Annotated in this window: 10 protein-coding genes; 2 read left to right on the top strand and 8 right to left on the bottom strand. The window is 77.4% G+C overall.

What is annotated here, in order from left to right; all coding sequences use genetic code 11:
- Window positions 1-13 precede the first annotated feature (13 nt).
- On the top strand, window positions 14-325 hold the full coding sequence (locus ACFC2L_RS02405; protein WP_375822625.1) for a hypothetical protein: 312 nt from the start codon (window positions 14-16) through the stop codon (window positions 323-325).
- On the opposite strand, the gene ACFC2L_RS02400 is transcribed toward ACFC2L_RS02405, so the two are convergent.
- The 4 genes from ACFC2L_RS02400 to ACFC2L_RS02385 all read right to left on the bottom strand — a co-directional run bounded on the left by ACFC2L_RS02400 (window position 312) and on the right by ACFC2L_RS02385 (window position 3,969).
- A complete protein-coding gene (locus ACFC2L_RS02400; RefSeq protein WP_375822624.1) occupies window positions 312-1,202 on the bottom strand; it encodes an LLM class flavin-dependent oxidoreductase in 891 nt (296 codons plus the stop codon). The two genes, ACFC2L_RS02405 and ACFC2L_RS02400, sit on opposite strands and share 14 nt — an antisense overlap.
- 53 nt (window positions 1,203-1,255) lie before the next feature.
- The gene (locus tag ACFC2L_RS02395) at window positions 1,256-2,266 is read right to left on the bottom strand and encodes an MBL fold metallo-hydrolase (protein ID WP_375822623.1); all 1,011 of its coding nucleotides are present in this window, start codon (window positions 2,264-2,266) and stop codon (window positions 1,256-1,258) included.
- Window positions 2,267-2,274: 8 nt separating this feature from the next.
- Complete coding sequence (locus ACFC2L_RS02390) at window positions 2,275-2,763, bottom strand: hypothetical protein (protein ID WP_375822622.1); 489 nt, start codon at window positions 2,761-2,763, stop codon at window positions 2,275-2,277.
- 141 nt (window positions 2,764-2,904) lie between these two features.
- Window positions 2,905-3,969 (bottom strand): LLM class flavin-dependent oxidoreductase, encoded by a 1,065-nt coding sequence (locus ACFC2L_RS02385; RefSeq protein WP_375822621.1) that lies wholly within the window; start codon window positions 3,967-3,969, stop codon window positions 2,905-2,907.
- Between the two features lie 72 nt (window positions 3,970-4,041).
- Between ACFC2L_RS02385 and ACFC2L_RS02380 the strand changes: the two genes are divergently transcribed.
- Entirely contained in the window at window positions 4,042-4,164 is a 123-nt protein-coding gene (locus ACFC2L_RS02380; protein WP_255364885.1) for a hypothetical protein, read from the top strand.
- Here ACFC2L_RS02380 and recD read toward each other — a convergent pair.
- The 4 genes from recD to ACFC2L_RS02360 all read right to left on the bottom strand — a co-directional run bounded on the left by recD (window position 4,140) and on the right by ACFC2L_RS02360 (window position 14,228).
- On the bottom strand, window positions 4,140-6,239 hold the full coding sequence (gene recD / locus ACFC2L_RS02375; protein ID WP_375822620.1) for an exodeoxyribonuclease V subunit alpha: 2,100 nt from the start codon (window positions 6,237-6,239) through the stop codon (window positions 4,140-4,142). The two genes, ACFC2L_RS02380 and recD, sit on opposite strands and share 25 nt — an antisense overlap.
- Window positions 6,236-9,805, bottom strand: coding sequence for a UvrD-helicase domain-containing protein (locus ACFC2L_RS02370; protein WP_375822619.1), 3,570 nt, complete (start codon window positions 9,803-9,805; stop codon window positions 6,236-6,238). The genes recD and ACFC2L_RS02370 overlap by 4 nt, the downstream gene beginning before the upstream one ends.
- 5 nt (window positions 9,806-9,810) lie before the next feature.
- Complete coding sequence (gene recC / locus ACFC2L_RS02365; protein ID WP_375822768.1) at window positions 9,811-13,272, bottom strand: exodeoxyribonuclease V subunit gamma; 3,462 nt, start codon at window positions 13,270-13,272, stop codon at window positions 9,811-9,813.
- Between the two features lie 218 nt (window positions 13,273-13,490).
- The gene (locus ACFC2L_RS02360; protein WP_375822618.1) at window positions 13,491-14,228 is read right to left on the bottom strand and encodes a class I SAM-dependent methyltransferase; all 738 of its coding nucleotides are present in this window, start codon (window positions 14,226-14,228) and stop codon (window positions 13,491-13,493) included.
- Window positions 14,229-14,429: the final 201 nt, after the last annotated feature.

Raw genomic sequence — 14,429 nt, 5'->3', positions numbered from 1 at the left:
CTAGGGTGTCCCCGTGATCCCCCTCGCGACCGGTGCCTACTCCGTGGCCTCCGTCGTCATCGAGCTCCTCGGCTGGGTCGCCGCAGTCGCGTCGCGGGTGCCGGGCCGGGTCGGGGTCCTCGCGGGCGAGCTGCGCGAGACCGCCGTCGAGTGGGGGCTCCCGGTCGGTGAGGTGTCCGACCTCTATGCCGCCTTCCCCGTGCGGCTCGCGCTCGCCGTCGGCGCGGTCGCGCTGGTGTGCGCGGTGGTCGCCCTGATGCACGGCCTCCGCGAGCGTCAGCGCGCCGGCGGGTCGACCGACGCGTCGCGCGTCAGCGGGCGTTGAGCAGCGGCACGACCTCCCGCCCGAGGAACCGGACGAACCCCTCGACGTCCGGCTCGTCGGCGGTCGGCTGGACCGCGACGGCCGTCGCACCCGCGTCCGCCAGGGCCTGGACGGCCGCGGCGATCGTCGCGGCGTCGCCGCCAGCGCCGATGCCCTGACCGGCCTCCTTGCCCCACAGCGGCACCTCGCGGTCCACGCGCTCCTGCGCGTCCGGGCCGGTCGCCGCGATGAGCGTCGCGTGGACATCGAGGTCGCTCCCCGCTCCGAGCCGGTCACCGCCCCGGGCCGCGCGGGCCGCCGCGGCCGCCGCCCGCACGTCGTCCGGGGTGAGCGCGTTCGCGAGGATCAGGCCGTCGCCCAGCTCGCCCGCCAGCGCGAGCGACCGGGGACCCACGCCCCCGAGCCACAGCGGGACGGGCTGCGTGGGAGGCCAGTCGAGCCGCACGGCGTCGAGCGTGACGTACCGCCCCGCCGTCGTGACCTCCTCGCCCGCGAGCAGGCTCCGTAGCGCTGTGGTGTGCTCGCGCAGCAGCGTCAGGGGGGACGCGACGCGGACCCCCGCCTGCCCCATCCACTCCTGGACCCCGTGACCGACGCCCGCGACGAGCCGGCCCGGGAACATCCGGGCGAGCGTCGCGACCTCCATCGCGGTGATCGCCGTGCTGCGCAGCGGGGCCGGCATGAGCCCGATGCCGACGCGCAGGTGCTCGGTCCAGGCCAGCGCGGCGGCCGCCGACACCAGGCCCGACTGCTTGAAGCAGTCCTCCCACACCCAGAGGTCGTCGAGGCCGGCCTCCTCCGCAGTGGTGGCGAGCCGCCGCAGGCTCTCCGGAGCGTGGGTGGGCACGAACGCGATACCGAGCCGTGGTGTCGTCATGCCCGTCATCGTGCCGGGCGCCACCGACACTCGCCGCACGACCAGCCGTCCGCTCAGCCGGGGTCGCGGGGCGCGCGGGACCTCCCTCGGGCGGACCGTCGTGCGAGCTCGTCGGCCCGCGCCAGGAACGCGAGCTGCGCCGCGACGGACTGGTGCGCCGCGCCGAGGACGGACGGGTCGACGTCGGCGTAGACGCGCGCGACCACCCGCTCCACGGCGTCGTCCGCGCCCGCGGCCAACCCGAGCGCGGCGAGCGCCGCCCGCACCTGGGCCAGGCGCTCGAGCCGGTGCGCGCGGTACGCACGCACCCGCTCCGCGAGGTCGTCGACCACCGGCCCGTGGCCGGGGAGCCCCGTCGTCCGGCCAGGCCCCGCGGAGGCGACGGTCTCGATCGCGTCGAGGCTCGCGAGGTAGGCACCGAGCGAGCCGTCGGGCGCCGCGATCACCGTCGTGCCGGTCCCGAGCACGGTGTCCCCGGTGAGGACCGTCGTGCCCGACGGCGATCCCGCGCCGCCCGCAGCGGCGTCACCCGACCGGGTGCCACCGAGGGCCGCGTCGCCGAGGGGCTGGTCGGCGGGGGTCTCGTCGCCCGGGCGTGCGCCGCCCCTGGCGAGCTCGCCGGCCGTGGCGAGGTCGCCGGCCATGGCGACCGGGCCGTCGTCGGGCAGGACGAGGCAGACCGAGTCGGCGGTGTGGCCCGGGGTGGCGTGCACGACGATGCGCAGCCCGGCGGCCTGGACCACCTCACCGTCGCGCAGGGGCGCGCCACCCTGGCAGTGCGCCGGGTCCGCGGCGCGCACCGGCGCCCCGGTCCGCTCCCGCAGCCCGGGAGCCCCGGCCGTGTGGTCGGCATGGCGGTGCGTGACGAGCACGAGCTCGACCGGCCCGGCCGCCGCCAGCGCGTCGAGGTGCGCGGCGTCGTCGGGCCCCGGGTCCACGACGACGCACGTCGCCGACCCGGGCGCCCGGAGCGCGTACGAGCGTGTGCCGTCGAGCGTCATCGGACCCGGGTTGTCGGCGCGCAGCACGGCGGCGAGCCGGGTGACGGGCGTGGGCGCGGTCATCTCGGGTCTCAGGCGCGGTGGCGCAGGACCGTCGGGCACCCCTCGTCGTCCCACTGCGAGAAGCGCGCGTCGATCAGGGGACCGATGAGGTCGTACGTCTCCCACGTGTCCGGCACGCGGTACACGTCCTCGGGCTCGCCGTCGCCGGGGCTCACCGCGTCGACGTAGTCCTCCAGGTAGAGGCCGCCGCCGTCCTCGTCCTCCTCGTCGCCGGCGTAGTACGCGCTCGCGAACGCCGCGGCGACGTCGTCGAGGTCCTCGTCGACGAGCCTGCCGTCGCACGCGTCGAGCACGAACTCACCGGGCGTCGTCCTCCGGTCGCGCAGCGCGGCGAGCTCGTCCGCGGCCTCCTCGGCGAGCCCCTCGGAGACGCGCCCGCCGAGCACCGCCCACGCGAGGAACATGCCGATGTGCGTCGCGCCCGCCGCGGGGCCGGCCTCCGGCGGGTACCCCTCGCCGTCGGAGTGCCAGGACGCGTCGTCGTACGTCGTCGTCATGCGCGCGAGGCTACCGCCTCCCGCCGACCACGACATGAGGGTCGATATCCCGCGGATCATGACCCTCATGTCGTGTTCGACCGCGTGCCAGGTCGTGTTCGGCAGCGAGGCGGGTGGATGGCCCGACGGGCGGTCGGCGGGTCAGGCCGTCGGGGCGCCCGCGAGGGCGGCCGCGAGGAGCTCGAGCGTGCGGGTGCGGCCCGGGGTGGAGTCCAGCGCCTCGTCGGCGCGCGACGCCGCGACCGGCACGATCATCACCTCGTCGACCCCATGGCGCTCGGCGAGCCGACGGACCTCGGCCGCGGCGTCGTCGGGCGTCCCGACGGCCCAGCGGCGCAGGCTGTCCTCGACCATCTGCCCGGCCGCACCGTCGAGGGGCGCCGCCAGGGCCTCCTCCACGGTCTCCAGCGCGGTGAGCGGCTGACCGGTGCGCAGCCGCGACATCATCCGCGCCTGCGGGAGCGCGCGGGCCCGGGCCTCGTCGTCGGTCTCGGCGACGACCGCGTTGAGCGTGAGGAACGTGCGCGGCTCGGGGAACGCCTCGCTCGGACGGTAGCCCTCGCGGTAGAGCGCGAGGATCTCGTCGACGCCCTGACCGGAGAAGTGGTTCGCGAACACGTACGGGAGCCCGAGCTCGGCCGCGAGGCGCGCGGAGTAGTCGCTCGACCCGAGCAGCCAGACGGTCGGTGCGCCGTCGGCGGCCGGGGTCGCGTGCACGTCGTACACCTGGCCGCTCGTGAGGCGCAGCGTCGCGCCCTGCGGGCTCATGAGCGCGAGGATGTCCGTCACGTGCTGGGGGAACCGGTCGACGTCGGCCGTCGGGCCGGTGATGCGCAGGAGCTGCGTGACGACGGGGTCGGAGCCCGGCGCGCGGCCGATGCCCAGGTCGACCCGGCCGGGGGCGATCGCCTCGAGCGCCGCGAACTGCTCCGCGACGACGAGCGGCGCGTGGTTGGGGAGCATGACCCCGCCCGAGCCGACCCGGATGCGCTCGGTGACCGACGCCGCCGCGGCGATCATCACGGGCGGGGTCGACGCCGCGACCGCGGGCATGTTGTGGTGCTCGGCGAACCAGTACCGCTCGTACCCGAGCCGGTCCGCGAGGCGGACCAGGTCGAGCGACGCCCGCACCGCCTGGGTGCTGGACTGGCCCGAGCGGACGGGCACGAGGTCGAGGACGGACAGGCGCGGGGTCTGGGTGCTCACCCTGGTGCCAACCGGCGACCCCCGAGCCTCATTCCCCTGGGGAGTCGGGGCACGCCTGTCAGGATGGTCGCCATGGACGTCCCCTCGATGATCATGGGCGCCGCGATCGCGTCCGTCGCCTGGATCGTGCTCGTGCCCTGGAGCCGGCTGAAGGAGCTGCGGGAGAAGGATCAGGCGGGGCGCGCGGAGGACTGACCGCCGGGCAGCGGGGTGCGCAGCCCGCTCGCCCGGTGGACCGGGCTCGTCACCGCGGTGCGCACGGCGTCCTCGGAACCGACGACGCGCACGAACGACTGTGCCCGCGTGACCGCGGTATAGAGGAGCTCGCGTGTGAGCAGGGGCGACGTCGCGGGCGGCAGCACGAGGGTGACGCGGTCGAACTGGCTGCCCTGCGCGCGGTGGACCGTCATCGCGTGCACGGTCTCGACCGGCGGGAGGCGGTGGGTGCGCACCCGCAGCGGGGAGCGCGGGTCGCCGAACACGGCGACGACGCCGGCGCCCCCGGGTTCTGCGACGAGCACGCCCGTGTCGCCGTTGTAGAGGCCGACCTCGGCGTCGTTCGTCGTGACGAGCAGCGGCCGGCCGGCGACCCACGGAGAGTCGGTCGCGTGGTGGCCCGTGGCCTCCTCGACCCACGCCTCGACCTGCGCCGCCCACCGGCCCCGACCGGCGGGGCCGCGCCGGTGGGCGACCATGACGCGGTGCCGGGCGAGGGCGTCGAGCGCTGCGGGCGCGTCACCCGAGCGGGCCGCCTCGACCAGCAGCGTGCCCGCGGCCACGGCGTCCGCGCGGACGGTGGCCAGCACGGCGTCGTCGGGCGTGTCGTCGGGGGTCTCGAGGAACTGGACGCTCCCGTGCCCGGCCCGCAGGAGCGCGAGCGTCGCCTCCGCGTCCCCGGCCCGGATCGCCGCCGCGAGCGGCAGGATCTCGGAGTCGCGGTCCTGGCGGTGGACGGTGCGCAGCCGCACGACGCCGTTGCCCAGGACCGCGCGGTCGTCCACCTCGCCGACGGCGGGCGGCGGGGAGCCGGCGAGCGCGACGTCGGCCGTCGCCACCACGACGGTCGCGGTCGCGGGCGGCGCGACCGGCTCGCGGTGCACGAGGTCGCCGAGCACGGCCCCGGCCTCGACGGACGCGAGCTGGTCGGGGTCGCCGACGAGCACGAGCCGTGCGTCCGGCCGCAGCGCCTCGAGCAGCCGCGCCATGAGCGGCAGGGCGACCATCGAGGTCTCGTCCACGACCACCACGTCGTGCGGCAGGTGGTGGTGCGCGTCGTGCCGGAACCGGGTGCTGCTGCCGGGCCGGTAGCCGAGCAGGCGGTGCAGCGTCGTGGCGACGGGGGCGCCGACCCGCTCGCGGTCGACCGGGTCCGGGAAACCGGCGACGACCTCGCGCACCGCCTCCTGAAGGCGCGCGGCCGCCTTGCCCGTGGGCGCGGCGAGCGCCACGCGCAGCGCGGTGCCGGGGACCGTGCCCGCCGCGAGAGCGGTGCCCGCGGCGGGCGTCGTCCCTCCGGCGCCCGGAGGTACGGGGGAGGACGCGGCGCCGGACGTGGTGCCGGCGGACGACGAGGTCGGGAGCGCGGCGTCGTGCAGGACGGCGAGCAGGCGCGCGACCGTCGTCGTCTTGCCCGTGCCCGGGCCGCCCGTGAGGACGGTGAGCCGGCGCGTCGCGGCGTGCGCGGCGGCGAGGCGCTGCCGGGTGTCGTCCGCCGCGGGGAAGAGGCGCGCGAGCGCGGCGTCGAGGCGTTCGCCGTCCACGGGCAGGTCGTCCGCGGCGAGCCGACCGTCCACGTCGTGGCGCACCGCGAGCTCGTCGCGCCAGTAGCGGTCGAGGTACAGGGCGCCGCCCACCCAGCGCGCGGGGCGGTCGGCCGGCCCGTCGACGCCCACCGCGACGAGCGGGCTGCGCGCGACCGCGGCCGCCCACGCGGTGCGGTCCGGCCAGGGCAGGTCCGTGGCGTCGGTGCGCGCCGCCTCCTCGTCCTCGGGCAGCTCGAGCGACCCGAGGTCGTCGAGGCGCACGCAGACCGACCCGCTGCGCACCGCGCGCACGGCGAGCGCGACCGCGAGCAGCACCTGGTCGTCCTGCTCGCCCGTGAGGCGGCCGAGCCGCAGCGCGACGCGCAGGTCGGCCGCGGAGACCACGCGCGCGGCGTTGAACGTGGCGAGCCACGCGGGCACCCCGACGGCGAGGCGCGGGTCGCCCTCGTCCACGGGGGGAGTCACGGGCGCGGCCGGCGCCGTCGCGCCGAGAGGGGTCGTGGTCATGCGCGACCTCCGTCGAGCAGGGCGGACAGGGCGACGACGAGCCCCGGCGGGGGCGTCCAGGCGACGACGCCGTACGGCGCGCCGTCGGGACCGGTCGGGGTGTCGGGGCCGGCCATGCCGCGCACGAACAGGTACGCGCCGCCCGCGAGGTCGCGGTCGGGGTCGTAGTCGCGCACGCGCCAGCGCAGGTACCGGTGCAGCGCGACGAGGTACAGCACGAGCTGCAGGGGGTAGTGCGAGGCGAGCATCGCGTCGCGCGTCGCGTCCGGGTGGTAGTCGCCGACGGCGAGCGGCACCCCGGGCGGGCCGACGCGGTTGGTCTTGTAGTCGACGACGAGGTACCGCCGGCGGCCCGCAGGGTCGGGACGACCGTCCGGCCCCGTGGCGGGCACCCGCAGCACCGCGTCGATCGAGCCCGTGAGGTACCCCCGCAGCGGGACGCCGCCGCCCGCCGCTCCGCTCGCCCCGGAGCCGTCCGCCGCCTCGTCGGCCAGCGCGGCGAGCAGGTCGGGGTAGCGGGCGAACGCGTCGTCGGCGGGCAGGTGGGCGCGCAAGACGTCGGCGAGGTCGCGCAGCGTCGAGGGCGTGACGCCCTCGGTCTCGTCCCCGCCCGCGAGCGGGAGCTCGAACTCGAGCTCGGGCAGCCGGTCGCGCGGGTCGACGTCGGCGAGCGTGAGCCCGCCCGCGATCGGTCCGAGCGGGGTGCGCAGCGACAGGCCCAGCGCCGCCGCGAGCGACACGGGCTCCACCCCGGGCACACGGACCGTCGCAGCCTGCGCGCACCGGGCGCGGACCTCGGCGTCGAGGTCGTCCGCCGTGGTGTCGACGTACTCGAGGATCTCGTGCACCAGCGTGCCGAACGCCGTGCCCCCCGGCTGCCCCTCGTAGGGCGAGGGGACGTCGGCGCCGGGGCGGCCGGCCGGCACGACGGCGGGCGCGGTGCCGGTCCCGTCGTCGTCCGGCGTCTCCTCCGGCTCGTCCTGGACACCGGGGTCCTCGGGCTCGCTCTCGATCCCGCCGACCGGACCGTGGTGCGCGGCCGCGGTGAGGGCCGAGTACGACGCGCGCCGCCACTCGCGGTCGGGCAGGTGCGTCGCGGCGGCGAGGGCGAGGTCGGACCCGGCGCGGGCGCCGGGCGACCAGCGCTCGCCCTTCGGCCGGGCATCGATCTGCTCGACGACGACCGTCCCGCCCGAGCGCGCGGCGAGCGCCTCGAACGCGGACCGGACGGCGTCGTCGCGCATCGCGTCGGGCCGGGCGTGGCGGCCGGGCTCGCCGCCGAGCATCCGGTCCGCGAGCAGCAGCCGCGTGAGCGGGCCGGACCCGGTGCTGCGCTTGGTCGGCGTCCAGTGCACGACCACCTGGTGCCGGGCGCGCGTGAGCGCGACGTACAGCAGCCGCAGGTCCTCGCCCAGCTCTTCGTCGCGCCAGCGTGCCTTGGCGTCGACGAACCCGGGGGAGCCGACCCCGCCCAGGTGCAGGACGCGCTGCCCGTGGTCGTCGTGGAAGGCGAACAGCTCCTGGTCGTCCGACTCGAACCGCTCCCAGCCGAACGGGACGTACACGACCCCGAACTCCAGGCCCTTCGCCGCGTGCACCGTGACGACCTGGACGGCGGCGGCGTCCGTCTCGAGGCGCCGGGTGCGCTCGTCGGTGAAGACGGTGCCGACCTCGGCGATCCGGGCACGCAGCCACGCCGTGAGCGCGGCCGTGCCGAGCCCGTCGGTGACGGCGGCCTCGTGGAGCGCCTGCGTGACGTGGCGCAGGTCGGTGAGGTAGCGCTCGCCGTCGACCCGCGCCATGACCCGCGCGGTCGCACCTCCCCGGGCCGCGACCTCCGCGACCGCGGCCACGCCGCGGTCCGCGAGCAGGCGTGCCCAGGTCCGGACGGTGTCCCCGAGCTCGTCGTGGTCGGCGTCGCCGGCGGTCGCGAGCCGCTGCGCGTCCCAGCCGACGAAGGGGGTGAGGGCGAGCGCCGTCGCGCGGCGGTGCAGACCCGGCTGCTCCAGCGCGGCGAGCAGGGTGAGCCAGTCGTGGGCCGCCGCCGAGCCGAACACGCTCGACGGCCCCGACACGACCGCGGGCACGCCGAGCGCGACGAGCGCGGAGCGCACCGCCTCGGCCTGTGCGTTCGTCCGGGTGAGCACCGCGACGTCGCGCGGCTCGAGCGGCCGCCACCGTCCCGCGCCGCCGGTGCTCACGCCGTCGTCGCCCGCCGCGCCGAGCCCGTCGTCGCGCACGCGGTCGCCGCCGCCGCCGGCGGTCCCCAGCCGCCTCGCGACGTCGGCCGCGACGTCCCGGGCCAGCAGGCTGCGCGCGTCCGGTGCCGACGGCGCGGACGACCCGCCGAGGCGGTAGGCGCGCCGCGTGACCTGCCGCAGCCGCACCGGCGCGCCGCCGGAGAAGCGCGGCTCGGGGTGCGCCGCGTCGACCGGGCGCACGACGATGCGCGGGTCGCCGAGCGCCGTCTCGCCCAGCAGCGCGTGCAGGCCCGCGAGGAGCGGACCGTCGTTGCGCCAGCTCGTGCTGAGCGTCGCCGTGTCCGCGGCGTCCTCGACCGCGCGCAGGTACGTCACGACGTCCGCGCCGCGGAACGCGTAGATCGCCTGCTTGGGATCGCCGATCAGCACGAGCGTGCGGCACTCCTCGGGGTGCCCGTGGAACGCCGTCCGCAGGATCTCCCACTGCTCGGGGTCGGTGTCCTGGAACTCGTCCACCATGACGACGCGGAACCGCGACCGGACCCGCCGGGCCGCCGTCGCGCCGTGCTCGGGGTCGGTCAGCGCGCGGCGCAGCAGCACGAGCAGGTCGTCGTAGTCGAGCAGGTGCATCGCGCGCTTGCGCGCCTCGACCTCGCGGCGCGCGGCGACCGCGGCCTCGTACCGCGCCGCCGCCACCGACCCCTCGGCCGCGTCCGACGGCGCGACCACCGCCCCGTGGTCGCTCACGGCCGCCCGGGCGACGTCGCGCACGTCGCGCGGCGAGAGGATCGGCTCGGGCTCGTCGGCGAACCGTCGCACGTACAGGTCGTCCGTGACCTCCTCGACGAGGTCCGCGACGTCGGGCAGGAAGCTCGTCGTGAGGTCGACGTCGGCCGCCGTCCCCAGCGCGGTGAGCATCTGCTGGCAGAAGCCGTGCGTCGTGGTGATCGTCGCCGCGTCGAGCTGGGACAGCGCGACGCGCAGGCGCTCGCGGCGGCGGTCGAGCTCGTCGTCGTCGACCGCGGCGAGGAACGCGACGAGGGGGTCCGGGTCGTCGGCGGGGGCGGCCCCGCGCAGCGCCCGCTCGGTCGCGACGAGGCGCTCGCGGACGCGGTCGCGCAGCTCCGAGGTCGCGGCGCGGCCGAAGGTCACGAGCATGATCTCCGGCAGGGCGGCCACGCCCTCGGCGACGTAGCGCGTCGTGAGGGTCGCGATCGTGTGGGTCTTGCCCGTGCCGGCGCTGGCCTCGAGCACGACCGTCCCGCTCGGCAGCTCGCCGAACGGGTCGAAGCGCCGGGGCGCGCTGCTCGTCCCCGGCGTGCCCCCACGCGTGGGGGCGCCGCCGGGCGTGGTCCGGGACGTCACGCCGTTCACCGGGCACCTCGCAGCTCGTTCTCCAGCAGGGGCTCCCACACACGGCGCGCGAGCGCGCCGAGGCGGGTCGGGTCGTCGGGGAAGCGGCCCAGGTCGGCCGTGGTGGCGAGCCCGGCGACGTCGGGGAGGGCTGGGTCCTGGCCCCACGCGAGGACGACGTACGGGTCCTTGCGCTCGAAGCCCTTGTTCCACGCCCAGCCCGCGCGCATCAGGGCGTCGCGCGCGTCGCTCGTGCGCCGCTCCTCCGTGTAGCGCAGCGACACGTCGGGCAGCAGCGGCAACGGCTCGCGCGCCGCCTCGTCGCGCAGCGCCACGAGGTCCGTGAGGACCCGGGACGCCGTCTCGCGGTCCGGCGGGGTGAGGGTGGACCACGCGACGCCGGGGCCCCGGGACGAGCGACCGATCGCGACGGCGTCCCACGGGCGGCCCGGGTCGCTCGCCGTGAGCGCGAGCGCCTGGACCCAGGCGCGCAGCCGGTGCTTGGGACCGAGCCGCGAGTACTCGGTGCGCACGACCCGCGCCCCGTGCACGCCCGGCACGCTCCCGACGAGGGTGCGGCCGTCGGGCAGCACGGCGCGGACGTCGACCGTCTCCGCGGAGCTCAGCACGTCCTGGCTCACCGGGCGGCCCGCGGCGAGGTCGGCCTCGCGCGCGGCCTCCACGGCGGCGACGCGCAGCGGGCCGACGGCGCGGACCACCTCCTGCAACGCCGAGCGGCCCAGCTCGCGCGGCGGGACCTGGCCCCGGCGCCACTCGGCCTGCATCGCCCGGTTCGGGTCGACGCCGGCGAGCGCGGCGCGGAGCACGCGGTCGCCCACACCCCAGCCCGCGAGGCCGGTGAGCGCGAGCGGGAGGCGGTCCTCGACGTCGTCCTCCTCCAGCACGAGCCCGACGTCGAGCGTGTGCTGCGCGAACCAGCGCGGCGCGTTCTCCAGCAGGCGGACCAGGTCGTCGAGCTCGACGTCGGCGCGGGCGTCCGCCCCGGCGTCCGGGACCTCGCCGGCCTGCGGGCCGCTCTCGGCCACGGCCGGGAGCGAGAGCGGCGCGCCCACCAGCGCTCCGACCGGCTGACGCGTCTCGCGCGCCTGGCGGGCGCCGTCGAACGCCGCGCCGTCGTGGCTGAACGGACCCGGCACGCCCAGAGCGCCCGGGATGAAGTTGCGCTCGTCCACGGTCTGCAGCGGGTGCTGCACGACGACGTGCTCGCGCACCGGGCGCCCGTCGGAAGTCCGCGCCACGCGGTCGAGCGCGTCGAGCAGCTCCGCGACGGGGACCGCCGGCGGGCGGGCGGCGCCGGTGCGCTCGTCGGCGCCCGTGTGCACGACGACGAGGTGGTCGCCCGCCGCCGCGACGGCGTCGAGGAAGATCTGCCGGTCCTCGCTGCGCGCGTCGCGCTCGCCGATCTCCGGGTGCCGTGCGAGCAGGTCGTCGCCCGCGGGAGCGGCGGTGCGGGGGAAGACGCCGTCGTCGAGGCCCAGGAGGCACACGACCCGGTGCGGCACCGAGCGCATCGGCTCGAGCGAGCACACGGTGAGCGCGCCCGTGCGGAACCCGGCACGCGTCGGACGCCCCGCGAGACGGTCGTCGAGCAGCGCGCGCACGTCCGCGAGCCGCAGCGCGACCCCGCCGTGCGCGGCGCCCGCCGCGCGCACGTCGCCCAGCACGCGGCGCGCGGAGCCGATCTGCCACCCCTCCGTGGGCGGCGCCTCGGCGAGCAGCGTGAGCGCGCGGTCGAGCGCGTCGAGCCAGTGCGCGAGCGGGTGCACCCCGTCGAGCGCGCGCAGCGTCTCCGTCAGCCGCGCGACGAGCTCCGCGAGGCGGCCCGCGAGGTCCACGTCGGTCGAGCCGACGTCGTCCAGCGGCAGCGCCGGCCCGACGAACCGTGCGTCCTCGTCCGCCATCGCCGCGCCGAGCAGGAGGCGGTCGAGCGCCGCGTCCCACGTGCCCTGGCGGACGCTCTCGTTGATGTCGAATCGCGCTCGGCGCGCGCCGTCCTCGCCCCAGTGCACGCCCGCCTCGACGGCCCACTGGCGCAGGCGGTCCACGTCGTCGTCGGAGAACCGGAACCGGCGGCGGACCGGCGCGCTCGCCGCGAGGTCGAGCACCTCCGACGCCGTGACGCGGCCGTCCGCGAGGCGCAGCAGGGTGGCGAGCAGCGCGAGCACGGGGTTCGTCGTCCCGGCGCCGCGGTCGGCAAGGCTCACGCGCAGGCGCTGGCCCGGGTGCGCGTCGTCGCCGAGCTCGGGGACCGCGCCGAACGTCGCCGTGACGAGGGGGGCGAACGTCTCGACGTCGGGGCACAGCACGATGACGTCGCGCGCCTGGAGCGTGGGGTCTGCGGAGAACAGGCCGACCAGCGTCTCGCGCAGGACCTCGACCTGGCGGGCGCGGCCGTGGCACGCGAGCACCTGCACGGACCGGTCCGCCGGGTCCAGCACGTGGGCGCCGTCGGGCTCGTCGGTCCGCAGCGCGGACTGCAGCGTGCCGAGCAGCGTCGGCGGAGCCGGAGCGGCCGCGTGGTGCGACTCGACCGACGTGCTCCCCGCGAGCCGGAGCTGGAGCTCGACCGCGTCGCGGCCGGTCGACGCGAGGAACGGATGCCGCGCGAGCGTCGGCAGGTCCGCGCGGCGTCGGGTGCGCACGCCTTCCGGGCGGTCGTCCGGGGCGGCGTCGAGGGTCGCGGCGGGACCGCCGTCGAACGCCGCGACCTTCTCCCACAGCGCGGGCGACGGGTGCACGAGCCAGAGGTGGACGTCGCGGTGCTCGGCGAGCGCGTGCAGCACGCGCAGCTCGTCCTCCGGGAGCCGCGTCGGGCCGAACACGGACAGCCGCGGCGGCAGGTCGACGGCCGCCGGGTCCGCGCGCAACGCCGCGACCGCGTCCTCGACGCGACGTGCGGGGTCCGTGGCCGGGACGCGGTCGACGAGGCGGCGCCACAGCTCGGGCTGCCAGGCGAGGTCGTCCGGGGTGTCGCCGGTCTCCGGCGACGTGGCCGACCACGCGAGCACGACCTCGGGCCGCTGCCGCGCGTAGTCGACGAGCAGGTCCGCGAGCCGCCGCGCGAGCGTCAGACGTCGCCCCCGGCGCACCTCGTCGCCCGGGTCGCCGACGTAGCGCGCGAGCGGCGCCGCCCAGGGCTCGGCGAGGTGCGCGTCGAGCACCTCGAGCACCGACCAGGCGAGCCGCTCGGGGCGCCACGGGTCGTCGTCGGGGTCGAGGTCCGTGAGGTCCGCGACGACCTGCTCCACGAGCCGGCGCGGCCCGCGGAAGTCCACGTTCGCGCAGATGCCCGCCGTCTCGCCCGCGCCCAGGTGGTGCGAGAGCCGCTGCGCGAGCCACCGCTCCACGCCGCGCGTCGGGACGGCCACGACGTCCGGCGTGAACGGGTCCTCCGGCGCCTCGGCGAGCACGGCGGCGAGCGGCGCCACGAGCGCCTCGGCACGCTCGGAGCGGTGCACGTGCAGCAAGAGGACCCCTGTCGGTGGTGTCGGACCGGTCGTCGCGCCCCGCTGGTCGGCCGAGCGCTACGAGGAATCTACGAGGTGTGTCCCACACCGTCGAACCGCCGTCCACAGACGATGCCAGGCACCACGGTGCCGTCCTGGGCGAACGTGCCGACCGACGCACGCCCGACCGGGAGGCGCACCTCGGAGTGCGTCGCTCGCTCGGACCTGCGTCACTCGACGTCGGGCTCCGCGCGCCGCGCGACGAACACCCACTCGCGGCCCGGGCGGTCGGGCGCGTCGCGGACGTCGACGACCTCGAACCCGCACGCCACGAGCGACGCCTCGACCTCGTCGCGCTCGCGGAAGCGCAGCGTCGAGTCGGAGTGCAGCTCGGTGCCGTCGGGCAGCACGGTCGTGTCGTGGAACGACACGAGGGGGAGGGACACGTCGGTGAGGTCGGTCCAGGACTCGACCGGCCCGACGTCGGGCACGTCCACGCGCACGGTCGTCGCCTCGCGGACCCAGCCCTCCCATGCTCGGCGCGCGGGGTCGCGCGTCTCGAAGACGAGCCACCCGCCCGGGACCAGCGCGTCACGGACGCCGCGCAGCGTCGCGGTCCACGCGTCGTCGGTGAGGAACACCTGGGCGACGTTGGCCGTCATGGTCGCGAGGTGCACCTGGAGCGGCGGGAGGGTCGTGGCGTCGCCGTGCACCCAGCGCACGCGGTCGGCGCCCGGCTTGGAGCGCGCGACGTCGAGCGACGCTCCCGCGGGGTCCACGCCGACCACCTCGATCCCGCGCCGCGCCAGGAGGCACGCGAACGTCCCGGTGCCGCACCCGACGTCGAGCACGCGCCGCGCGCCGAGCTCGTCGACGATCGCCGCGTAGGCGTCGAGGTCGGAGCGGTCCGGGTCGAGCGGGTCGTAGAGGGCGGCGAGGCGGGCGTCGTCGAAGATCGCGTCGGGCACCTCCCGACGCTACGAAGGCATGACGCGACCGGTCCACGCCTTTCTCGGAAGCACTGTGTCGACCATGTGCCTGCTGCCCGCCGAGCATGCCGTCGTGGGGCGTGCCGCAGCCCGGGGGCGGCGAGGGACCCCCCGTGGGGGCGGGGGGGGGTCGGGGGCGTCGGGCGCCGCGGGGCGCGGCTGTGGCGGTCCGTGCTGGTC

It is taken from the genome of Cellulosimicrobium sp. NPDC055967 (assembly GCF_042269845.1).
GTDB lineage: Bacteria > Actinomycetota > Actinomycetes > Actinomycetales > Cellulomonadaceae > Cellulosimicrobium.
The sequence above is the reverse complement of the archived record's forward strand: the minus strand, read 5'-3'. Positions and strand labels throughout refer to the sequence as shown.

Coding starts and splice junctions, on each gene's coding strand:
- ACFC2L_RS02400 (WP_375822624.1), bottom strand. CDS start 1,202: ATGACGACACCACGGCTCGGTATCGCGTTCGTGCCCACCCACGCTCCG.
- ACFC2L_RS02395 (WP_375822623.1), bottom strand. CDS start 2,266: ATGACCGCGCCCACGCCCGTCACCCGGCTCGCCGCCGTGCTGCGCGCC.
- ACFC2L_RS02390 (WP_375822622.1), bottom strand. CDS start 2,763: ATGACGACGACGTACGACGACGCGTCCTGGCACTCCGACGGCGAGGGG.
- ACFC2L_RS02380 (WP_255364885.1), top strand. CDS start 4,042: ATGGACGTCCCCTCGATGATCATGGGCGCCGCGATCGCGTCCGTCGCC.
- recD (WP_375822620.1), bottom strand. CDS start 6,239: ATGACCACGACCCCTCTCGGCGCGACGGCGCCGGCCGCGCCCGTGACT.